The organism is Galbibacter sp., from assembly GCF_048266365.1.
GTDB lineage: Bacteria > Bacteroidota > Bacteroidia > Flavobacteriales > Flavobacteriaceae > Galbibacter.
Genome location: NZ_JBLWZP010000001.1, coordinates 348561 through 373022, shown reverse-complemented (window position 1 = coordinate 373022; position 24462 = coordinate 348561). Strand labels below are relative to the sequence as shown.

17 protein-coding genes are annotated in these 24462 nt (G+C 38.2%); 8 read left to right on the top strand and 9 right to left on the bottom strand.

The genetic code is table 11. The annotated features are described in order from the left end of the window. Window positions 1-5 precede the first annotated feature (5 nt). The 4 genes from ACN0TV_RS01700 to ACN0TV_RS01685 all read left to right on the top strand — a co-directional run bounded on the left by ACN0TV_RS01700 (window position 6) and on the right by ACN0TV_RS01685 (window position 7093). Window positions 6-1679 (top strand): RagB/SusD family nutrient uptake outer membrane protein, encoded by a 1674-nt coding sequence (locus tag ACN0TV_RS01700; RefSeq protein ID WP_417359485.1) that lies wholly within the window; start codon window positions 6-8, stop codon window positions 1677-1679. A 58-nt stretch (window positions 1680-1737) separates the two neighbouring features. Further along, window positions 1738-2886 (top strand): glycoside hydrolase family 88/105 protein, encoded by a 1149-nt coding sequence (locus ACN0TV_RS01695; RefSeq protein WP_417359483.1) that lies wholly within the window; start codon window positions 1738-1740, stop codon window positions 2884-2886. Beyond that, on the top strand, window positions 2886-4871 hold the full coding sequence (locus ACN0TV_RS01690) for a glycoside hydrolase family 97 protein (protein WP_417359481.1): 1986 nt from the start codon (window positions 2886-2888) through the stop codon (window positions 4869-4871). The genes ACN0TV_RS01695 and ACN0TV_RS01690 overlap by 1 nt, the downstream gene beginning before the upstream one ends. A 263-nt stretch (window positions 4872-5134) precedes the next feature. Further along, the gene (locus ACN0TV_RS01685) at window positions 5135-7093 is read left to right on the top strand and encodes a hypothetical protein (protein ID WP_417359479.1); all 1959 of its coding nucleotides are present in this window, start codon (window positions 5135-5137) and stop codon (window positions 7091-7093) included. Between the two features lie 228 nt (window positions 7094-7321). Here the strand turns inward: ACN0TV_RS01685 and ACN0TV_RS01680 are convergent, their stop codons facing one another. The 6 genes from ACN0TV_RS01680 to ACN0TV_RS01655 all read right to left on the bottom strand — a co-directional run bounded on the left by ACN0TV_RS01680 (window position 7322) and on the right by ACN0TV_RS01655 (window position 12207). Further along, window positions 7322-8578, bottom strand: coding sequence for a sulfate adenylyltransferase subunit 1 (locus ACN0TV_RS01680; protein ID WP_417359477.1), 1257 nt, complete (start codon window positions 8576-8578; stop codon window positions 7322-7324). Between the two features lie 17 nt (window positions 8579-8595). Further along, window positions 8596-9501, bottom strand: a complete 906-nt coding sequence (cysD, locus tag ACN0TV_RS01675; RefSeq protein WP_417359475.1) for a sulfate adenylyltransferase subunit CysD — start codon at window positions 9499-9501, stop codon at window positions 8596-8598. Then, window positions 9494-10096, bottom strand: a complete 603-nt coding sequence (gene cysC, locus ACN0TV_RS01670; protein WP_417359473.1) for an adenylyl-sulfate kinase — start codon at window positions 10094-10096, stop codon at window positions 9494-9496. The genes cysD and cysC overlap by 8 nt, the downstream gene beginning before the upstream one ends. A 1-nt stretch (window position 10097) precedes the next feature. Further along, on the bottom strand, window positions 10098-10517 hold the full coding sequence (locus tag ACN0TV_RS01665; RefSeq protein WP_417359471.1) for a DUF2061 domain-containing protein: 420 nt from the start codon (window positions 10515-10517) through the stop codon (window positions 10098-10100). Then, window positions 10517-11308, bottom strand: a complete 792-nt coding sequence (gene cysQ, locus ACN0TV_RS01660; RefSeq protein ID WP_417359469.1) for a 3'(2'),5'-bisphosphate nucleotidase CysQ — start codon at window positions 11306-11308, stop codon at window positions 10517-10519. The genes ACN0TV_RS01665 and cysQ overlap by 1 nt, the downstream gene beginning before the upstream one ends. Window positions 11309-11571: 263 nt before the next feature. Next, window positions 11572-12207, bottom strand: coding sequence for an HNH endonuclease signature motif containing protein (locus ACN0TV_RS01655; RefSeq protein ID WP_417359467.1), 636 nt, complete (start codon window positions 12205-12207; stop codon window positions 11572-11574). A 53-nt stretch (window positions 12208-12260) separates the two neighbouring features. Between ACN0TV_RS01655 and ACN0TV_RS01650 the strand changes: the two genes are divergently transcribed. The 4 genes from ACN0TV_RS01650 (at window position 12261) to ACN0TV_RS01635 (ending at window position 17541) form a co-directional block, all read left to right on the top strand. Beyond that, on the top strand, window positions 12261-12569 hold the full coding sequence (locus tag ACN0TV_RS01650) for a hypothetical protein (RefSeq protein ID WP_417359466.1): 309 nt from the start codon (window positions 12261-12263) through the stop codon (window positions 12567-12569). A gap of 405 nt (window positions 12570-12974) precedes the next feature. Beyond that, window positions 12975-13676 carry a hypothetical protein gene (locus tag ACN0TV_RS01645; protein ID WP_417359464.1) on the top strand — a complete coding sequence of 234 codons (702 nt, stop codon included), beginning with the start codon at window positions 12975-12977 and terminating at the stop codon, window positions 13674-13676. 699 nt (window positions 13677-14375) lie between these two features. Beyond that, entirely contained in the window at window positions 14376-15185 is an 810-nt protein-coding gene (locus ACN0TV_RS01640) for a polysaccharide biosynthesis/export family protein (protein ID WP_417359463.1), read from the top strand. Between the two features lie 7 nt (window positions 15186-15192). Continuing rightward, window positions 15193-17541, top strand: coding sequence for a GumC family protein (locus ACN0TV_RS01635; protein WP_417359461.1), 2349 nt, complete (start codon window positions 15193-15195; stop codon window positions 17539-17541). Window positions 17542-17782: 241 nt separating this feature from the next. Here ACN0TV_RS01635 and ACN0TV_RS01630 read toward each other — a convergent pair whose 3' ends face one another. The 3 genes from ACN0TV_RS01630 to ACN0TV_RS01620 form a co-directional block, all read right to left on the bottom strand. After that, complete coding sequence (locus ACN0TV_RS01630) at window positions 17783-19543, bottom strand: RagB/SusD family nutrient uptake outer membrane protein (RefSeq protein ID WP_417359459.1); 1761 nt, start codon at window positions 19541-19543, stop codon at window positions 17783-17785. Window positions 19544-19552: 9 nt separating this feature from the next. Then, window positions 19553-23095: a SusC/RagA family TonB-linked outer membrane protein gene (locus ACN0TV_RS01625; RefSeq protein WP_417359456.1), complete on the bottom strand. Its 3543-nt coding sequence runs from the start codon at window positions 23093-23095 to the stop codon at window positions 19553-19555. Between the two features lie 160 nt (window positions 23096-23255). Next, window positions 23256-24419: a FecR domain-containing protein gene (locus ACN0TV_RS01620; protein ID WP_417359454.1), complete on the bottom strand. Its 1164-nt coding sequence runs from the start codon at window positions 24417-24419 to the stop codon at window positions 23256-23258. Window positions 24420-24462 lie beyond the last annotated feature (43 nt).

The following is a 24462-nucleotide window of genomic DNA, read 5'->3' as shown; positions in this document are numbered from 1 at the left end:
CGATTATGAAAAATAATATACCTAAGGCTTTATTTAGCCTGTTACTGATTTTGGTTTTTACATCTTGTGAGCATGAATTAGTAGAAGAAAATCATTCGAATCTAACACCTGAATTTTTTAACTCTCCTGAAGGATTGGAGAAAGGCTTGAATGCTGCATATGCAGGTTTAAGAACGTTCTACGGACCGGAGGAAGGAATTGAAGCTTTTACAATTCCCGGGACTGATGAATTTCAAATTTCCAATGGGAGTCGTCCGCGAGAAGTGGCATTCTACAGTAGTAACTATACTTCGGAGAATGAATTCTCGAGAGTCCTTTGGAATAACGCCTATACCTTTATTAACACCTGCAATGGTTTAATCGATTTTGGATCAGAAATAACGGATATTGATCCTGGTGTAAAGCAGCAATTACTTGCTGAGGCAAAATTTCTGAGAGCGTTTTATTATTTCAAATTAGTTCAGTTTTATGGGGACGTTACTTTAAATATACATTACAATAATAGCCCAACGACTTCCGCGACCAGAGAGGATAAATCTGCAGTATATGAGCTTATTATAGATGATTTACAACAGGCAATGCCAGAGCTGGCTCTTAGCCCTCAACTAAGCAATATCCAAGCCGGTCGTGCTACCGTTGCTGCTGCTAAACATTTACTGGCTAAGGTATACCTTACCAGAGGATATTCTGATGTCTCTGAAAGCACTGATTTTGATCAAGCACTAGAGCTTTCTTCTGAACTTATAAATCAAGCAGGCTCAATGGGAATTGGTCTTTTGGATGATTTTGGAAAAGTTTTCGAAGCTCAGAATGAAAACAATCAAGAAGTATTATTGAATGTACAGTATTCTGCAGACAAAACCTATGGCGGGGGTCATCCTTTAAACCATTTGTTTGTTACTAATTACCAACTGCAGTTAGGTGAAAGAACTATTGCAGATGGAAGACCTTTTGTATGGTATAGAGGAACTGATTGGCTTTATAACACTGTGTTTGCGGACAAGGTGAACGATACGCGATATTATAATAGTTTTCAATCCGTATGGTATGCACCAGCTGATTTAGAGGCAACATATACTTTAGAGAATGAAACAGAGACTTTTGAAGTTACAGTGAATGTGAAACAAGGAGATACTGCGATGTATCTTCCGGGATATGAACTTTCAAAATCGGAGATATTGGCAAAGAACTATTATACCTATACTCCTAGGTTTTACACGAATTTGATTTATCCTACAATGACTAAATTCTTAGATCCTAATCGATTAACTCCTAATGAAAATTCGCATCGGCCTATTATAATATTTCGTTTTGCGGAGACCTATTTGATTGCGGCCGAAGCTGCTTTAAACATTGGAAGACTTGATGAGGCAGCGACATATATAAATGTTATAAGACAGCGCGCAGCAGCCCAAGGAAAAGAAGAACAAATGAAAATCGACGCATCCAATGTCACCTTGGATTTTATATTGGATGAAAGAGCCAGAGAACTTGCCGGGGAAAATATGCGGTGGCTTGATCTGGTAAGGACAAAAACCTTATTGGAAAGAGTACGTCTGTATGGTGGTACTGAAGCCGCAAACAATATACAGGATTTCCATGTACTTCGCCCTGTACCGCAAGAGCAAATCAACCGCGTAATCACCGGTACGCCATATCCACAAAACCAAGGTTGGTAATCAAAATAAATCAAAGATTGAATCTAGTGGAACTAGGTTTTTAGCGAAAAATAATACCATGAGAATTAAACAATATATTTTTATAACCATCGCATTTTTTACGGGAAACGTTTTCTTGGCATCTGCCCAAGAAGACGTTTTTACCAAATTTCCAGCAAAAAGTGACCCTGAAACCATTGGAAATATACTGGCGCAGAAGTATATATCGGAGCCGTTTAGAAATTTTGACGGCATCACAACTGCACCTTCAGAGGTTACCTATCCTGAGGTTTGTACATGGTTTGGAGCATTAAAATTTGCAGATGTAACAGACAATAAAAAACTGCTTAAGAAACTGGAAAATCGATTTTTACCATTGCTGGGCAGCAATAAGGAGCTCATGCAAAAACCTGATCATGTAGATCATACAGTTTTCGGAGTTGTACCCCTTCAATTGTATCTTCAAACACAAATTGAGCCTTATTATTACATAGGGATCGATTTTGCAGATCGGCAGTGGCAACTTCCTTCCAAAGCGACAAAGAATAAAGAGAAGTATAAAGAGTATCTTGATAAAGGCCTTTCATGGCAAACTCGTTTTTGGATTGATGATATGTTTATGATATCAGCTATTCAAAGTCAGGCATTCTTGGCCTCCGGTGATATAAGTTATATTGAAAGAGCAGCCAATGAAATGAATGTTTATCTAGATGCCATACAGCAACCAAACGGTTTGTTTTATCATGCTGACACTTCTCCATTTTATTGGTGCCGTGGTAACGGTTGGATGGCTGCAGGTATGGCCGAGTTACTAAAATATTTACCGGAAGATAATCCTAATTTTACACGCATATTAAAAGCCTATAAAAAAATGATGGACACCCTAAAAGGGCTGCGTAACCAAGAGGGTTTATGGAATCAATTAGTTGATGACAAAAATGCTTGGACAGAGACTTCCGGGTCTGCGATGTTTACTTACGCCATGATAACGGGAGTAAAACGACAATGGCTTTCAGCAGCTGAATATGAACCGGTGGTTAAAAAGGCATGGAACCAACTTGTGAGTTATATGGATAAAAACGGGAATATTCAGAATGTTTCGCAAGGCACAAATACCGGTGATACCAAAGAGTACTACTTAAATAGAAAGCAAATAACCGGGGATCTACATGGTCAAGCACCAATGTTATGGTGTGCAGCAGCCCTATTGGAAGAAAAAAGCATTTAATGATGATGAAAAATATAACCATGAGTTCGCAACAATGTACTGTTGCCCTTATAGCAATCCTGACTTTTTTTGGAATAAGTTCGGTTGATGCACAGCAGTTAGAACTTCGTTCGCCTAATAAGGAGTTAAAGATTTCTGTAAATCTAAGTGATAAGATTTACTATTCCATCGCTTATGCTAATGAAGAATTATTACAGGCGAATGGAATAAGTATGGTTTTAAAAAATGAAGTGTTGGGTATAAATCCAAAACTTATATCCAAGAAAACCAACACGGTCGATGAAGAATTTAACCCCGTAGTACCCTTAAAGTACGCCACGGTTAAAGATCATTATAATAGTTTAACCCTAAAGTTTAAAGGAAAATTCAGTGTAGAATTCAGAGCTTTTAATGATGGCTTTGCTTATAGATTTATTACAAATCGATCAGGTGAAATAGAAGTGATCAATGAAAATTTCGCTATCGATTTCCCATCAAACTATGTATTACACCTACAGCAAACATCTTCTTTTAAAACCTCATATGAACAGCCTTATACTCATTTGGAATCGGAGAATTTTAATTCCAAAGATAAAATGTTCACTCTCCCTGTACTCATTGATACTAAAAAACAATATAAGATTCTAATGTCGGAAGCTTCTCTTTTTGACTATCCTGCAATGTTTTTAAAAGGGACACAGAATAACGGATTGACAGCTGTATTCCCAAAAACGCCTTTGGAATATGAAGATCAAGGAGACAGAAGCATGAACATCTTAAAAAGAGCGAATTATATTGCTAAAACATCGGGTAAGCGAAGTTTTCCATGGCGGTATTTTGTGATTTCCAAACACGATACTGAGTTGTTGGAAAACACCATGACCTTTAAACTCTCTCCTCCCAATAAAATTAAAGATCCTTCATGGATAAAACCGGGGCAAGTGAGTTGGGAATGGTGGAACGGAGCATCGGCTTACAATGTTGATTTTGTGTCAGGATTTAATGAAGAAACCTATAAGTACTATATCGATTTTGCTTCAGAGTTTGGGATTCCCTACATCATTATGGATGAAGGTTGGGCTAAAAGCACCAAGGATCCTTATACGCCTAATCCGGATATAGACTTATTCGAGCTCATAGCTTATGGTAAAGAAAGAAATGTTGAGATTGTGCTATGGTTAACATGGCTAACAGTTGAACATAATTTCGAACTTTTCAAAACCTTTAAAGATTGGGGTATCGCAGGGATAAAAATTGACTTTATGGATCGTAGTGATCAATGGATGGTAAACTTTTACGAAAGAGTGGCTAAGGAGGCTGCAAAAAATGAATTGTTCGTTGATTTTCACGGGTCTTTTAAACCGGCAGGCTTGGAGAGAGCGTACCCTAATGTACTTTCTTATGAAGGCGTGCTGGGAATGGAGCAAATGGGAAGAGCACAACCGGATAATAGCACCTACTTACCTTTTATAAGAAATGCGGTCGGGGTTATGGACTATACTCCCGGTGCTATGGTAAGTATGCAACCGGAACTTTATCATAGTCAACGACCTAATTCAGCCGGAGTGGGCACACGAGCCTATCAGATGGCTCTTTTTGTGATTTTTGAAAGTGGCCTTCAAATGTTAGCGGACAGTCCTTCGAATTATTATCGAGAACGAGAATGTGCTGATTTTATAACGCAAGTTCCAACCACTTGGGATGAAACTCGTGCTTTAGAAGCTAAAGTGGGTCAATATGCCATCGTTGCCAAACGTAAAGGAGATCAATGGTTTATTGGTGGGATGACTAATAATAAAGAGAAAGAACGTGTTTTTGAAATTGATCTTGATTTTTTAGAAGGTAACCAATCGTATACAATGACTTCTTTTCAGGACGGTGTAAATGCTCAGAGACAGGCTATGGATTATAAAAAAACAGAATCCAAGGTAAACCACAGTAGCACCATTACTATTAAGATGGTTAGGAACGGTGGCTTTGCAGCGGTAATTAATAAAAGTAAATAAGGCTACAAAAATTGTAATTACCGGTAATACCGGTGAGTTTATTACAAATTCAATAACAAGATAAGGTAGCGACCAATTCCATAGAATATCCTTTTTCCATAACAGCCTTTAACTGTCAGGGAAAAGGATTGGAATTGGCACCTAAGCACTACTACCCTATTGTTTATACACAATCTAGCCGGGAGTAACCAATTCTCATTGTAAAAATTTCTTGTGCATCGTTTGTTATGGGAAAATAGAAGTAACAGATAAAAACCGCCGAAATGATTAAAAATTATATTTTTTGGTTCCTTATGGTATTCATGAGTAATCCAAACTCTGTAGAAGCTCAACAATCTTCAATTGAAGATCAGTATTGGTCAACACCAAAAAAGACTTTTGATCAGCGAAAAGAACTTTTTCTTGATTATACCGCTAAAAACGGGGTGAAAACAGGATGGCAGGGTATTTTCAGTCAAATTGTTCGTCTTGAAATGGGGCAAGAATTAGAACCTGAACAGCTACAAAACTCACTTGATATTATTGATAGTAAAAGAGACTGTGTGGATTTTACAGCCAATGGTCTTTTACGGCTGCTTTACATGGATAAAAAAAGTGAAGTTTTGTCGCAGCATGACCGGAAAAATATAAAAAATACTTTGGTGGATTTTAAATACTGGTGGGATGATTCTCGTAAAGATCCTAGATATAGATGTTATCATACGGAAAATCATCAAGCTCTTTATCATACAGCAGAACTCTTAGCCGGTCAGTATTATAAGAATGAGATATTCGGAGATGGCATGACCGGTTTGGATCATATAGAGCATGCTAAAGAGCGAATAGAAAGATGGTTGGAGTTTCGTTTTAGGTTTGGTTTCAGTGAATGGTTATCGATTTCATATTATGAGATTGATATTTTAGCTCTTACAAATCTATACGATTATGCAGAAGATGAGTCGCTTAGACGTAAAGCTGGTATTGTGTTAGACTTACTATTGTACGACATGGCCTTAAATAATTATAAATCAGTGTTTGGATCAACTCATGGCCGTGTTTACGCGCCTTCACTTATTGATGGCAAAGAAAACACCTCTGGAATTTTTAAATTAATTTTTGGGATAGGCACCTTTTCCAAAGAAGATTATATTGGGGCCTCTTGCCTTGCAAGCAGCACTTACAGAACTCCGCAACTTATTCAAGAAATTGCCACGGATCAGAGTTCCATCATTCGAAACAAACAAAGGGTAAGTATTGAGGTATATGATGCGCCAAAATATGGCATATCATATGAAAGTGAACTTGATACCCATTTGTTTTGGAGTATGCAGGAATTTATTCATCCTGAGGTGGTGGAAATGTCTAAGACTATGTCTGAAAAATATGATACTTGGCCCTATAAAAATTATGATCATTATAGTAAGATATATCAAAGTGAGAAGGAATTGTACGGAAAGGTTGTCAACGCTACCAGGGATAGGTTCGCATTGTCAGAGTCCAATATAGAAACTTACCGAACACCTGATTATATGTTGAGTACCTCTTCTGATTTTCGTCCTGGTGCGATGGGATATCAACAACATATTTGGCAAGCTACTCTTGGACGTAGGGCTATCGTTTTTACGAATCATCCCGGATCAGAAAGCTTAGATGTGACTCCCAATTATTGGGCTGGAAATGCAAGAATGCCGAAGGCTGCACAATTTAAAAATGTAGCCTTAGTTATTTATAACATTCCTGAGGATGAAAGCCTCCAGTATAGTCATGCCTACTTTCCTAAAGATCATTTTGATCAGGTAACCGATAGCAATGGTTGGGTATTTGGAAAGAAAGGCGATGGATATGTGGCGCTCTTCTCATTCCAACCTGCCACTTGGAAAATTGATAGCAAAGGGGTCGAAAATGATCTTCTGGCAAATGGTAATACTAATTTCTGGATATGTGAGATGGGAAGTAAGGATCAATGGGGTAGTTTTGAAAACTTTCAAAAAAACATTTCCTCAGCCAAGGTCTCCGGCTCAGGTCTGGAAATCAATTATATTTCACCGTCTGTCGGCAAAATGGAATTCGGGTGGGATTCACCTCTTAGGGTAAAAACACAGGAAGTTTTATTGAGATACAATTACCGCTTCGAAAATCCGTATAGCAAAACATTGTTTGATGCAGAAAGCATCGTAATAGAAAAAGGTGAAAAAAAGCTTATTTTAAATTTCTCAAAAGATGAGCGCACAATAATTAATTAATAACCGGTTATGATAGAATCCAATTATAACCGTATAAAATAGTGTTGTGTTTTCTATAAACAAAGGAAGTTGATAATGATGACCATATGAGAATAAATTGGTTGTTTATATACCTTCAAAAGGGAGTTTTAAAGTATCACATCTTGAGTTTTCTATCTTATTGCTCCATAAAAAAAGTCGGAAACAAAACGCCCCGACTTTAGTATATTTATATATGAAGTTATTGTCTTAAACAATCATTCCCGCAGCTACCGTTTGATTTGTAAGCGGATCGATAAGAACCAGACTACCTGTATTTCGATTATCTCTATAAGAATCAAAATGTAAAGGCTTAGTCGTCTTAAGTTTTACCTTAACGATATCATTCATATTGAGTTCTTTGTCCTCACTACTTTTGGAAAGGTTATTGATATCTATTTTATAGATCACCTCCTTAATCATAGCTGTTTGCTCATTAGTGGTATGACGAACCAAGTACTTAGCTCTCGGTTTAGCGGATTCATGGTTTAACCAACAAAGCATCACCTCAACGTCTTGCGAAGACTCCGGTTTGTTTTTGGTTCTAACAATCATATCCCCGCGGCTGATATCAATATCATCCTCAAGAGTGATTGACACAGACATAGGCGCATAGGCCTCTTCTAAAGAACCGTCTAAGGTGTCAATTGATTTTATCTTGGACGTTAAGCCCGTGGTTAATACCGTGATCTCATCACCTTTTCTAAATATTCCGCTGGAGATTCTACCCGCGTACCCTCTATAGTCTCTATACTTATCTGACTGTGGTCGAAGTACTGTTTGTACCGGGAAACGACCATCTATCTTATTGATGTCGCTGCCGATATGAAGCGTTTCCAAAGTATGTAACAATGGTGCTCCTTGGTACCAATCCATATTTTCTGAACGTTTAACCACGTTATCGCCGTTAAGCGCGCTTATTGGAATAAAACGTACATCTCTAATGGTAAGCTTTGAAGAGAAGCCCTCAAACTGCTTTATGATATCATTATAGACCTGTTCATTATAATCCACAAGGTCCATTTTATTAATACACACAATAATATGAGGGATCTGAAGCAAGGACGCTATAAAGGCGTGTCTTTTCGTCTGTTCGATTACTCCATGACGTGCATCAACTAATATGATAGCGGCATTAGCAGTCGAAGCACCGGTAATCATATTTCTGGTATACTCAATATGCCCCGGAGTATCGGCGATTATGAATTTGCGTTTTGGAGTGGTAAAGTATCTATAGGCCACATCAATGGTGATCCCCTGCTCTCTTTCATCCCTCAACCCATCAGTAAACAAAGCCAAATCAACACCTTCAAGACCTTTACGTTTACTTGTGTTTTCTATAGCTTCCAATTGATCTTCAAAGATTGATTTGGAATCATACAACAATCTTCCGATTAGGGTACTCTTGCCATCATCCACACTACCGGCTGTGGTAAATCGTAATAATTGGTTGTTATCTATTTGCATTTTTTCCTTTTCTCTGATTAAAAATATCCTTGACGTTTTCTATCCTCCATAGCGGTTTCTGATCGCTTATCATCCGAACGATTCCCTCTTTCGGTTTGACGCATGGTTGATACCTCATTAGCAATTTTTTGCACGGTATCAGCATCACTTTCAATACCACCGGTGATGGTGATATCGCCAAGAGTTCTAAATCGGATTTTCTTAGTCACCACCTCTTCATGATCTTCTAGTATAAGGAATTCAGAATTAGGTATCCAAGAGTTACTTCTCCAAACAACCTCTCTTTCATGTGCAAAATACAATGAAGGTATTTGGATGTTTTCACGATTGATATAGTTCCAAACATCCATCTCAGTCCAGTTACTAATTGGGAACGCTCTAAAGTGCTCTCCTTCAAAACATTTCCCGTTAAAGATGTTCCATAGCTCGGGGCGTTGGTTTTTAGGATCCCATTGCCCAAAATCATCTCGGTGAGAGAAGAAACGTTCTTTAGCTCTGGCCTTTTCTTCATCACGCCGTCCGCCTCCAATGGCACAATCTACTTTGTTGCCCTCAATGGCATCCAATAGTGTTGTGATCTGAAGAGCATTACGGGTAGCATTTTTACCTCTTTCCTCAGCAACTCTTCCTTGATCAATGGATTCCTGTACGGATCCAACAATTAGGTTTACACCCAATTCCTTGATCAAGTCATCCCTGAATTGAATGGTCTCCGGGAAATTATGACCGGTATCCACGTGCATAAGTGAAAATGGAATCTTTGCAGGGAAAAAGGCTTTTTTAGCCAAGTGCGTTACCAATATGGAGTCTTTTCCTCCGGAAAATAAAATAACCGGATTATCAAACTGTGCCCATACTTCACGTAGCACATAAATAGCTTCCGATTCTAATTCGTCTAAATAATTTAAATAATACTTACTCATTGTCTTTGAGTTCTAACTTGTCTTTAATCCTTGTATATATTTTTTCAACGGCAATTTCAACACTGTCCTGTTCCGTAATTTCAACATCTGGGTCTTCAGGTTTTTCATAGGGGGCTGAAACACCTGTCAAATTTTTCAATTCACCCTTTTTTGCTTTTTCGTACAGCCCTTTTTGGTCCCTAGCAGCACAAATTTCGACACTGACATTTACAAAAACTTCGACAAAGGTATTAGGTTTTATGGTAATATCTACATATTCTCTATCTTTTTTGTAGGGTGATACAAAAGTTGCCAATACAACAATCCCCGAATCCAAGAGTATACGCGACATCTCAGCGACTCGCTTAATGTTTTCAGATCGGTCCTCCGGAGAAAAACTCAAGCCTTTACAGAGACTTCCACGCACATTATCGCCATCGAGAACCATGGTCCGAATTCCAATTTTATGCAATTTTTGTTCTAGGGCATCAGCGATGGTAGATTTACCACTACCCGAGAGACCGGTAAACCAAATAAGCAATGAATTATGTCCATTGTTTTGGTTTCTCATCTCACGGGTCACCTTGTAGTTATATGGAAATAATTGAACACCCATTTTATTTAAGTTCTTTATTTGTTCTATGATCCAATCCAAAATTGATTTGATACCAGGCACGTTCGTGTAAGTAATATAAAACCATTTTAGTAAGTACCTCGGTGGCTCCTATTTGCAATCCGGTATAAGGATCCCCCGTAATTATCCAAGCTAAAACCATGGTGTCTAAAGTTCCCAGCATACGCCAACTTACCGCCTTAAACAGGTGACGTTTCTTACTATTTTCAACTTTAGCTCTAAACCATGCGCGCTCATGGAAATAGTAGAGAATCATTTTAGTAAGTACCTCGGCAAATCCAATCTTTAATCCCGTAAGGGGATTCCCGGATATTAGCCAAGATAACATAAAAGTATCTACAGATCCAACTACACGCCAGGTGATGGCTTTAGCAATATGTCTTTTTCTTGAATTATCTGCCATTAAATTACAATAAATGATGGATTTATCAATTCCCTTTTGTTATAACTTAAGGGTTTGTTGGTTGATGTTCCAATAAGCTCTATTCCTACCGCTTTACAAAGTGCATGACCAGCGGCAGTATCCCATTCCATAGTTGGTGCTAATCTCGGATATAAATCCGCTTTACCTTCTGCTAAAAGGCAGAACTTAAGAGAACTTCCAACGGATAGGAGCTCTATATTAGGTTTTGAAGCTCTTAGCTCTTTAATCAGAATGTCAGTTTCTGGGTTTAGGTGTGATCGGCTCTTTAGGATAACGAGTTTTTGATTCGTTTTTTTCTTTGGCCTGATAAAATGTTCTTCTTCCGTAATAGGATTAGATTGTGCAAGCATCTTTTGTTTCCACAATTTTTTTTGTGGAACTATTGATGCGTACATCATTTCTGTGACCGGCACATAAATAACTCCCAGAATAGGTAATGAATTTTCAACTAATGCTATATTTACCGTAAACTCGTCATTTCTATTGATAAACTCTTTGGTTCCGTCTAAAGGATCTACAATCCAACAGCGCTCCCATGATGCTCTTTGGGCATACTCTACTTCTTTATTTTCTTCACTGATGATCGGAATACCAGTTGGTAATAAGAGTTCATTGATAACTGCATTTGCACGCTTATCCGCCAGAGTGATGGGGGAATGATCTCCTTTGTGCTGAACTCCGAATTCATCGGACTTGTACACTTGCATTATTTCTTTACCCCCTTGTAAGGCAGCATCAACAGCAATTTTTAATAAACCTTCCAGCTCCATGGCTTGAATCTCTTTTAAATAGCATCCAAAAGTACTATAATTAAAAAAGACGACAAGTTATATTTAATTTCCTTTGAGAAATAAATGTGATATGTGAATCATTTTATTCACGTCTTTAATCTCATATCAAATCGTATATCATACTATTACTTAGGGAATTTTGAGCTCCGAATAGACATGAATACTTGGATGATTTCCACCAGGTTGTAGACATGTCAAGTCTACACTTGTTTTATGCATTTAAGGAAATACAGCTTTAATACTCATTTCACATATGTTTTGTTCCCGTTGCTATTTATGTAATATTTTCCACCTCTCGAGCCTGTACGAATCGCTCTTCTTCCGTTAGAGTTATTAGAGGGGATAGAATGGTTGTAAGTTCTTGAACTATTTCCAGATTTTATATATGTCTTATTTCCTTTGCTATTTATATAGTATCGCCCTCCCCTAGAACCCATATAAATAGTCTTACCTCTACTGATGGAGCTGCTAGAAGGAGTAGAGTAATATGAATTACTGGATCCTTTATATGTGGAATTTGATTTAAATACTGGATACGCATTATAGGTAGAATTTGACCTACCCATTCGTTCTCTAGCCGTTTTACGCGCATGTTGCCGTTTTGTTAGAAGCTGCATATTAGAAGGATCATCAGTTCCTCCTTCTGAGAGAGGTTTAATATGATCTATCTCGTAACCATAAGGTGTTGAAGAATATCCCTTCCTTCGTAAGAATTCTCTTTTATTCGTTTCACTTCTTTTAACCATTGGTTTCCCCGTAGTTGAATACGTCTTATTATAATAGTATTCGGTATTCCCAACTCTATAGTTGTCTTGAGAAAATATTGGATTCGTTAGAAATAAGCCAACTATGAATAGTAATAATTGTAGGTTGTTCATTTTACACTTTCTTTATTTTTTTGGAGGTATCTATAAGCAGTTTTTGTTCTAAAGTGTTTAAAATAGATCTGGCAAGAAACCTCCAATCTGAATTTTCAATTTTTAACGGCCATAAAAAACACGATGACTTTATAGTACATGAAACTCAGAATTTTTTGAAGGAAAATTACCTGGAAAAAATTTCAATTGAAACTTTGCCAAGGAAACTAAATGTAGGTAGGAGAAACTTAGACCCAAGATTTAAAAAAGCTACGGATCTTACCCCACTTAAATACCTGCAACGGGTAAAGACCGAAGCAGCGAAAAAGGCCTTTGAAAATACCAGGTTAAAAATTAACGAGGTCATGTACGATGTGGGTTAAAGTGACAGTAAGGTTTTTAGGGAGGTTTTCAGCAGAATCACAGCGCTTTCCCCGATAGATTATCGAAAAAATATGGCAAGTGTTAAAGTTTGATATGTAAATTGGGATATTCACTGTTTCTGGGATTTCTCATGGCATTCCAGTTGGCTCATGGAATGAACATATACGTAATCCTTGGTATTTATCACTATGAAAAAAAGCCTACTATATTGCTGCAGTGAAAAACACATTAGACATTGAAACAAAGCTGAAATTAACAATCCAGCAGGGAGTTATAAAAATGTAAAGTAATGTCGGTAATCGGTAGTATGAATGCTTCTTTTGTTAGGATTAAGATAGTATTTCCTTTGACTGTTAATAAAGTATGTAACAAAAATCGTATCTTTAATGGTAAAGATCTTTGTTATGAGCTTAACTAAATTACTTAGAAATCAAGGCTATGATCTAATTGATGGCCCTATACGTATCCATAAATTGCTACAATTATGGTTAAAGAGACCTTTTAACGAAGTACAATTGTATTATTCGACCATCCACCATGCATTTGAAAGCCATATTTCTTTGCCAGAGATTGAGAACTCAGCTTTGTCTATTGATGCCTCAACGACGGACGAATATGAATTTAATATAGGAATTTCCATATTGGAGGATATTTTAAATTCACTAGGTTTAGGGGCTGTAGAAATTAATTCAAAGATACAGTCGGGAAAACGTGTTACTATCAGCTATGACAATGCAGTTAGCAAAGAAATCCCTGCTGGTGATTTGGAAAACTATTTAGCTAATGCTGACTTCCAACATCCCAATCAAAACTTATTGAGAAATGCCAACAGGAATAACATTCTAGTGATTAACGGCATTTTAAAGGCCAAAAACTTAGTTGTTGAAATTGAAACTGACGCTAACTTTGACGCTTCCTTAGTGGCAGAATTAAATCTACTTGCAAGTGGAAAATTAAACTTCACCAAAAACGACAACAATAGAATTAAGATGGTTGCTGATGGTATCGGTCATTTTCCGGTGGCAGTTAAAGCCAGCCGCATAAGTTTTGATAAAGGACATTTTAACCGGATTAATCTTATTACCGATAACCGTGGCTTCTTTTAGACAACATTATTTCAAAACTTTCTACTTAAACTCATTCCTCTGCGACACATACAGGTATTCTTTTCCAGCTATGGATCATAAAAAATAGCATCACAATCAACACACAATAGTGTAAAACTGCAAGAATAGCTCCACCACTTGAAATGAATCCAAAAAACCACTGCTGTTCTTTATGATAATTTTAATAAGATAAAATGCAATATGGCATATCATCCTTCGTTTAGCTTATGTGTGATATAGAATATCATTTATTGACCGTTTATAGCTATCTAAACATTGCGTTACCACTGAAAAGTTTACATAGACATTCAAAAGGTCAAAACAGAATTAAAAGGAAAAGAAAAAGTGATGAAAAAAAATATACGCTCCAAAAAAACAACAGTACAACCTAAAAGCGCTAGCGTAAAATCCAATTTCCAATTTTAAATGATGTATAGAAGTATAATTCTATATCATTCTCCTCTCCGGTATCCCCCTAAATTACAGTATAACCACTACTATATGGTAGTGAGACAAACAACAATAATATAAATATAGTTTAACATGAAATGTTGTCCATTCGTTAATTTAGTGCGAGATCCAATAAAGGAATACTTTAAAAACAGCAATACAGTTTTTGATTCTTATTCATAGGAAGACAATTAAACAATACCCTAACCTACCGCGCTGTATTATTTAAAATTAAGTAAAATTAATCGGTTGAGGAATCCAATTCCACAACAACAAATAAGACCAAAAATGCTCCGATTCAGTTTAATACTTATACTAGCAGTATTCGTAACTTCATGTGCTTCTAAAAAGGATGTACTCTATATGCAGGACATTATAGCTGCACAAAGCAAAATTACCGCCTCAGTCCATGTGACTAAAATCAAACCCAATGACCTTTTAACCATTGTTGTATCTGCAGATGACCCCATGGCTGCTGCTCCTTTCAATCTGCCGATAACACCTTCTTATGCACCTAACGGACCACAGATTAATACCGTACAACAATTACAGACCTATTTGGTAAACGATCAAGGAAACATATCATTTCCGGTACTAGGGACAATATCCATTGCTGGAAGGGAAAGAAATGAAGCTGTAGAGCTGCTTGAAACCAGACTCAAAGAATACATCAAGAATCCTATTGTAAACCTCAGGATTGTCAATTATAACATTTCGGTATTAGGAGAGGTAGCCAAGCCTGGTAATTTTACGGTACAGGATGAAAAGGTCACCGTACTGGAAGCCCTGAGCTTAGCAGGAGATTTAACCATCTACGGGAAACGAAATAACATCCTTGTGATGAGAGACCAAGGTGACTCTACCAAGGTAAACTACCGCATTGACCTTACCAGTTCTGAGTTTATGAAATCACCCGCTTATTACTTGCAACAAAACGACATTGTTTATGTTGAACCAAACAACGCGCAGGTACAAAGTTCTACCTATAACAGAAATACACCTGTGTACATATCCATTGCCTCAGTCTTAATCTCCTTAATTGTACTAATCACCAGATAATAAAAAAATGACCCGAAATCCCAATACACAAACTTCATTCGTAAATGAAGAAATTGACCTCGGAGAGTTGTTCAAAGTACTCCGTTCGAAATGGAAGCTCATCGTAATTGCTTTGATCCTTTTTTCTATTGCAGGATATCTTATCTCAAGTTTATTACCCAATCAATATGCTACAAAAACAACCATATTGATAGAAGAAGATCAACAAAGTGATCCCCTTGGTCAATTGCAGGGTATTGAGTCCCTGGATTTATTTGGTGGCCTTACCTCTGACTTTCTCCAAAATGAGATAGAAATCTTAAAGTCTAGAACGATCATCGGAAATGTGGTAGACAGCTTGAACTTAAATGTGAGTTACTTAAACAATGATGCCCTTGTCAAGGCACCGATATATCGCACAAACATGCCTTTCTTTGTAGTAGCCACTCAGGTAAAGCCTTTGGCTTCCGGTGATGATCCAACGATCAACATTCAACTCAATGTGGATGGTACTACCTTTATGCTAAATTCAGAAGAAGGAGAAAAGGTCTATGATTTAAATACCAGGATCCCATTGTCCTTTTGTAATATCACCGTTGTTCCAAATCCCTTTTACATTGAAAATGAAGCTGGAAAACACGACAACTACGAGGTCACCATTACTGATAGAGAATCTGTTATTGACTATCATATCAAAAATATTCGAGCCTCTATTATTGAAAACAGCTCGGTGATTAACATTGCTATGGAAAGTACTTCTCCCAAGTTATCGGAGGACATCCTAAACAGCATGGTTACATTTTACAATAAAAATGCGATCAAAAACAAGAATGCTATTTCATTGAACACCTCAAAGTTTATCGAAAGGCGCTTACAGATCATCAGCGAAGAACTGGACTCTGTAGAGACCAACAAGGTAGATTTTAAAAGTATTAATAAATTAACCGACATTGCCTTCCAGGCAGAGAAGTTTGTAGAAAACATCTCTGAGACCAAGAAAAAAGAATTGGAGACACTAACTAAGATTGAGCTGGTTAAATCCATCGTTCTGGATTTACAAACAAACAACAATAGTTTAATTCCTACCAATATTGGTGTTGATAATGAAGAGATCAATGTTATTATCAATCAGTACAACACCTTGGTTTTAGAGAAAGAACGACTCTTGGAAAGTTCAACGGAGAAAAACCCGGTAGTAGTCGATCTTAATTCCAAGATCAATAAAATAAAGTTTAATATCATACAGAGTTTAAAGATGTACACCTCCTCTTTAAACATCTTATTGCAAGATATTAGAGGGCAAGAATCTGTCTTAAATAACAGAGTAACTGAAATCCCGCAACAAGAGAAGGATTATCGCTTTATTGAACGTCAACAAAACATAAAGGAAGCTCTTTATCTGTACTTGCTAAGGAAGCGAGAAGAGGTGTCTGTGGTGATGTCATCTCAGGCTTCTATGGCTCGTACCTTAGATGTAGCTTACACGCCTAGAAAACCAATCTTCCCTAACAAAATGCTGTTCACCGCCGGTGCAGGTTTTGTTGGAATGTTTTTGGTGTTCGCGTATTATTTCTTACTCCTATTTCTAAAGAATAAGATAGAAACAAAAGACGATTTAGAGAACATCGTTGGCGATATTCCAATCCTAGGAGAACTACCAAACCTTAAAAACGGAGAACAAAAAGTTATTGGAAATGATGACCGTTCTATTATGGCTGAAGCACTAAGGGTAGTGCGAAGTAATTTATCCTTTTTATACATCAAGAAAGAAAACACAAACGCAGCTACAAAAATATTGGTGACCTCCAGTGTCAAGGGTGAAGGAAAAACTTTAACTGCGATAAACCTGGCTACCATTTTGTCTAATGCGAGCAAGAAAACACTGCTACTTGGAATCGATTTAAGAAACCCTCAAGTTTCAAATTACCTTCAGGATGTTCCGGGAGTTCATCTCAAACATCAGGGTCTTGTAGAGTATCTTAAGGTCAATGGAGAAAAGGATATTTCAAAAATCACGGCTTACAAATGCAAAAACGAGTATCTGGATATTATTCTTTCCGGTCAGATTCCACCAAACCCTGCGGAATTACTGATGGACAAGGCGGCTTTAAACAGCTTTTTTAGTCAGATTGAGAACAACTATGACTATATCATTTTGGATTCAGCTCCACTGATGCTGGTTGCCGATTCCTTGGAGCTATCCCCTCATGTGGATATGACCATTTGTATGGTGCGTTCTAATCACACTAAAATCCATGATCTTAAAAGCGTACTGAATTTATGTAGAGAGGGTAAGATTAAAAATCCGTCCTTCTTATTAAACAATGTGGATATGAAATATATTAAGTATGGTTATGAATATGCTCAACCATCTTAAAGAAGGCAATGATTCATCGTTCATTTTAGTATCAACACCATCTGAATTTATTTTTAGGTGGTGTTTTTGATTATACCTATTTTCAAAACAAAGTAGTCACCAAACATCATAACATATTGAATTATCGCAATGACCATTACGGTAATGTGGGTTACGATAAATCACTTCTTAAGTTTAGAAACACAAAACCTTGCAACTTAATATTGCAAGGTTTTGCGATTGAATGCTATGTAATCCTTAATTAAGGAAGCGTAGGGTCAAATGTACCTCCCCAAGCTTTGTTTTGTTCCAAAGCAGGGTTTCTGTCTAAGACATCCTTTTGAATCGGGAAAAAGTAATAGGTCTCCGGAAGTGTATTTACTTTTACACCACTAAGCGGTACTTGTAAGATGGAATATTTAAAATCATCTTCCACCAGCTGATAGGTATCCGCGAGTGTTCTTGCTTGACTTATTTCCATTTCACTACCATCATCCTGAATGGCTATAGCTTCGACTCCTGATTTTGTAGTTCCATCAAGACGATCCAAGAATCGTAATCTACGTAAGTCCCAAAAACGATGACCTTCAAAACAGAGTTCAATATTTCTTTCAGCAAGGATGGCTTCTCTTACCTGTTCTCTGCCTACAGCAGTGATACCAAAGTTACCATCTGTTCCAGGTTCAATGCCGGCACGTTCTCTGAGTTGTTTAAGTAATTCTAGTGCCAAAGCAGAGTTCCCGGTTTCATTGGCGGTTTCGGCATAATTTAACATCACCTCAGCAAAGCGCATGACCACAAAATCTACATCGTACTGCTGTACCTCTGCCTGGGTTAAATTAAGTAAGCTGTTCTTAACAATAAAGAATCCCGTATAGCGGTCCAAGTTGGTTGAATTGGTATTTGCATTGGGGTTTACTCCAAAATCATCCAATTCATGTGCAATTCCAAGGGATGTATATTGTCTTTTACCTGTTTTCCCTGAAACCTCATATATTTTACCATTCCAAACAATGGACTTATCAAATCTAGGATCTCGGTTCTCCCAATAGTTTTGCAAGAACTCCCCATCTGTCATCTGGTAAGCCCCTTGAGGATCATTGTATAGTCTACCATCCTTCATTGGAAACTGCTTCACAAACTCCCAAGTAGGACAAGCACTTGCTGCACCCCTACTTTCAGATCCCGGACGCACACCGTGATCCCAACTTGCAGTTTTATTCGGGTAACTATTAATAACTGAGAATACAACTTCTTTATTCCCTTCTTCTAAAGCAATATTGGAATAGTCATCCACAAGTCCATAACCTTGTGCCAATAAAGACTCATAGGCCTCTTTATTAACAGCATTGGCCTCTTGCCAGTAGGAGTTATCCCATGGATTTGTCGGGTTAAACTGCGGAGAGGCTTTATAGAGCAACACTTTGGCCTTAAAGGCTAAAGCGAAATTTCCGTCAATTTTCCCATAATCCCCTGATGCAGAATTAATATGCTCCGGAAGTAGTGCTAAAGCCGTGTTTATGTCTTCTTCTATAAAGTTAAAACACTCTTGTGTTGAATTCCTGGGCACATTCAATTCATCCTGGTAACGATCCAAAGGTGTTTTTAGATAAGGCACACCTCCATGGTATTTTACCATTTTAAAATACACATAAGCTCTCATAAAAAGTACCTGACCTCTAATCTTGTCTTTTACTTCCTCTGGAAGTGTTCCTTCTTCAAGGCCGACAAGAGCCTGATTGATAAGTCTTATGGTATCGTAATCCCAGTACTTAAAATTTCCATTTGAAATGGTAATTCGATCCGAGTACCATTCAATACCCGCCAATTGTTCGCTTAGTCGGTCTGCCTGGGCATCCCAATTACCAAATAAGGGGTATAGATTGGCCAGATAGGCTGTAGCGAGATTTTCGTCATTCCAAACGGCATCCGGGTTGTAACTATCGATGTTTTCGATATCGAGCGTATCAGAGCAACTTGATAACGCAATAAAAAGTCCAAAAATATATATAAGTTTTTTCATTGTTCTGATTTAAAATTTAAGGTTCATACCAAGAGAATACGATTTCATCACAGGGTAAGAATCGTAATTCTTTTGTTCAGGATCATGAAATTCTGTAATGTCTGAAATACTAAACAAGTTGGTTCCGTTGAAAAACAACTGGATACTTGATACGCCAAAGGTTTTCAATACATCTTCAGGTAAGCTATAGCCTATGTTTAAATTTTTCAAACGCACATAAGCGCCATTATGAATCCAATAAGAAGTAGAACCCGTGCCTGACTCATACCAGTTTTTTCCAATAACACGAGGATATTTAGCATCTGGATTATCGGGAGTCCAAACATCACTTGCCCAAATTGGATAGTAAGGACGTACGGTTCCACCGTGTTGCCGCATCCCTGCCCCTTCTTGGTTGCTTATGATACGATCGTAATTGGTGACGCCTTGAAAATGCGCTGCTATAGAGAAGTTTCCATAACCCAGATTAAAACCAAAGCCATAGTTTACCCTGGGGATGGCGTTCTCGGATAGGAGTTGAAAGTCATTTCCGTCAATTTTACCATCCGGCCCTTTGGAATAACCATCGCCTCGGACATCTTCAAAAAGCAGCCCTCCCAGATAAGGATCTCGACCGTATTGTGTAAAGCCTTGAGCTATAAGCTCATCAACTTGTTCTTGGGTACGTATTATACCCTTAGATCTTAAACCAAAAATACGGTCAATAGGCTGTCCTATTTTGGATTCGGAAGCTCTTAGCCCTCCAGGTTCAAAAATTGGATCCTGATCGATTTTATCCCATTGATCCTTAGCATAACCAATGTTTGCGTATATGGAATATCTGAACTTTCCATCTTCTGAAAAGTCACGCCACATGATGGAGAATTCACCTCCGCGCCATGAACGTTCCGCATAATTTTCTGGCGCTAAGGCTTGACCATAACTCGCCGGTAAAGTAACCAGTCTCGACCCTAAGATATCGACCTCTTCTTTTTTAAATACATCTATGGATCCGATAAGTTTTCGATCCAATAGCTCGAAGTTTACCCCGGCGTTATAGGTGGTGGATGTCGCCCAGGTTAGGTTCGGATTTGGTGTTGCACCGGGGCCGATACCACGATACAGGTCACCTCCAAAAATATAACTACCCCTATTGCCATAGGTGTTAAGAAACGAAAATGGAGCTATCTTATCGTTATTAATATCTAAATCGTTCCCCGTTGTTCCATAGGAACCTCTTATTTTGAGTTCGTTTATCCAACTGACTCCAGACATAAAGGATTCCTCTGAAATCCTCCAGGCTGCAGAGAAGGAAGGAAAGAATCCCCATCGCTTATGCTCCGGGAATAACGTATTCCCATCATAACGAAATGAAAACTCAGCGATATACTTTTCTTTAAAGTCATAATTCACACGACCTATTAGAGACTGCCTGGCTCCTATTTCTTCGTAGCCACTACCATATCTCCGCTCAGAGTCCGTTGAATACACAAAGTCCTGATCCATATGTGTTAGTGGATCTTCTGCTTTAGCATAGGCTCCGTAGAGTCCGTTTTCAGCCTGTTCAAATACTGCCATGGCTTTGATTCCGTGATTCTCAAACCTGTTATCGTAGTTGATAAACCAGTTAAGCTGATACTCTCTAGCCGTATTGATATCATAACTCAAGAACTCTTGGTTATTGCTAAAGGTAAAGGTGTTGGTCTTATTCGGATCCGGTGCCCCCGGGATAAATCGGTTTCCGTCCGGGTCTGCCTGATTGAAAACGTAGTTTTCCTGAAAGGTCAAATAATGTTTTCTCATATAGTCCTTGGCTACATAGCTTCCTACAAATTTTGTAGAAAGTCCTTTGATATAGGTACCCAAATCAATATCTAATGCAATAAGAGAATTCAGTTGGCGCTTTCTGGTTTTGATGTATCGATCTCCTACGATTTGATCAATAACACTCCAAGCGAGCCAACTTCCCATGGGTGTTTGAACCGGGTAATCCGTAACCTCGTTACTGGGAGTGCCGTCTGCTGTGGTGTAAAACGGATATGTTTTAGGCCAGTTAAATGTTACGCGATAAAGATCGGAAACATCATAATCATCATCCGGTGAGAACGGCCAATAAAACCGATCGTGGTTTTGTTGACTTGCTGCAAGATTCACATCTAAAGTAATGCTCTTTGACAGTTTGGCCGACACATTGGAACGCACATTAAACTTGTTATAATCCAAGCCTTTAAAAGATCCTTGTTGTCCGCGATAACTCGCCAAGGTAAAATAGGTGATGGATTCACTACCGCCGTTAACGCTCATGGTATAATCCAAAGAGTTAGGATTCCTCCATATCATATCATTCACATTATAGCTCCTATTCTCAAAATACGCGAACTCTTCGGGTCCGTTAGGAGGTGTGGTACCGTTAAAGGCTGCCACTCTATTTTGATATATAAGTTCATCCGTTGCCGTGGTCAAATCCGAAAGCAGCGTCTGAGTTGGAGAGGATGTGGTATAGGAGGTTTGAAAATTGAAGACCGGTTTTTGATTACGACCTTTTTTGGTCGTAACCAGAACAACTCCGTTACCCGCTCTAGATCCATAAATAGAAGCTGTAGCTGCATCCTTTAAAAAACTTAGTTGTTCAACTTCATTAGCATTAAGGGCATCGAATGCTTCTTTATCTCTTACTATGCCGTCAATGACATACAGGGGCTCCCCAAACCCTCCTCGGATTCTAATGTCCGAGGAAGCACCGGCTAAACCGGAAGTATTTGTGATGTTAACACCCGGAGCACGACCTGCAAGAGCGTTTGACAAATTACTTGTCGGTACCTCGTTGATTTCTGCAGTATTAATTGAGGTTATGGCACCTGTAATATTTACTTTCTTTTGGGTACCGTAACCTACTACCACTACCTCATCTAAGGCAGCGGTACTTTCTTCTAATATCACATTTAAGGTAGCCCCGGAGGTTGCTGTTACTTCCTGAGGATCAAAACCAATATAAGACACCACTAAAACAGCAGTATCACCTGATATTGAAATGGTAAAATTACCGTCAAAATCAACAGTGACTCCATTGGTGGTTCCCTTCTCTACGACATTCGCTCCTACTAGAGGCACACCATTGGAATCCATCACAGTCCCACTGACTTCTTGTTGGACGGTGGTGGTTGACATGGAAGTTGAGTTGTTGAACGGGGTCTTCTGTTGAGAAGCTTCATCCATTTGTTTTAATATAATGGTACGGTCCTTTAAGATTACCTTGGTGTGGCCCTGATTGAATATCAGTTCCATGACCTTTTTAATCGGCATCTTATTGGCTTTAATAGTGACCTTGCGATCCAGGTCTACAGTCTTGGTGTTGAAAAAGAACTTAAACTCAGATGTTGATTCAATTTCGTCTAATACGCTTTCAACACTCACATCCTCCATATCAAGGGATATCTTAGCCCTTTGGGAGTAGGAATCGTTGGCTTGCATAACAAAGCCTGCGGTTATCAAAAGTAGAAGCGATAACTTCATTTTCAGATCAAATTTTACAACCCAGGTAGAATTTCTACCGGGTATTAATGGTTTTTGCATAGTTTTGAATGTTTTTAAAGATTGTTTTAGATATTCAATCTCTTGACACCGAATCGGGAAATGTTGCACCATTTTCCGATTCTTCAGTTTTTACACGGTACTTGGCGAAAAGAGCGCTATGTAGTTTGGGGAAGGTTTTTTTCATCATAGGCACTTGGTTTTAATTGATTACTATTTTGTTATCGATAATACTATAGTCAATTCCATGGAGGGTATTGAAATAACCCAATACCTGTTCAATGGCTTCATCTTTCGTGGCAATGGTTGCATTGAAATGCTCTTGTGCTAATGCCGTATTGTTATTGACAATGGTAACATTATATTGCCGTTCTAATTTTTTTAGAATGTTCGCAAAAGAGGTGTTTCTAAATACCATATCACCATTCATCCAGCCGGTAAATAAGTTCGTGTCCACCTTTTGGGTGCTAATACGACGATCCTCCTTATTGAAAGCACCTTTATAACCGGGCTCGAGGAAAACTGTTTGTTGCTGCTCCGCTTTCTTGTCTGCAGCAGTGAGCCCCACAGAGCCCTTTAGTAAGACTATTTCGGTATCCTTATCCTCGGGGTAGTTAGAAACGTTGAACTGAGTTCCAAATACTTTAACGGTTATCGGATCCATCGATACTTCAAAGAGATTATCATTATGGATAACATCAAAGTAGGCTTCTCCTTCTAAAAACACCTGTCTTCTCTTCCCCGGTAAAAATGCTGTTGGATAGCGCATAGAACTTCCTGCATTTAAGAAAACCTTGGTTCCATCGGAAAGTGTAAGGTTAAAACGCCTGCCAAAGGGTACCTTTAAGGTATTGTAATGCAATTCTTTTCGGGAAGGTAATTGATCATAACTAAGTTGTTCTCCTTGTTGCTGACCTATTACCTTTCCTTTAGCATCGGTAATGTTAGAGGATCCGATTTCCGGGATAATGACAACTTCTCCATTGTCCAGTTCCAGCGTTATGGCTTCTTGTTTTGGAACTACAGCGATGTTATTGGAGGAGTTTAGAAATTCTTGACCTGCAAAATAGAAAAGTCCTAATGCCACTACAACCATGGCAGCATATTTTAAAAAGTGGCGGAATCCACTACGCTCATTTTCCTTTTTCTGCTCGTTTCGTATCTTCTCCAGTAACCTTTTCCGAATTACACTTGGATCCGGATCGTTTACACCGAGAACCAGTGCATAATCGGCTTCTATATACTCCTTGAAAATAGCTTCATTTTCAGGGAGCTGTAACCAAGTCTCTAATGCCTCAAGTTCTTCCCTGCTGGCGGAGCAGCTTAAAAATTTTTCTATTATAGTTTCGAATTCCGAAGAAATCATAGTATGGTCTTTACTAGTAATACAAGACAAATTTTGATAACCC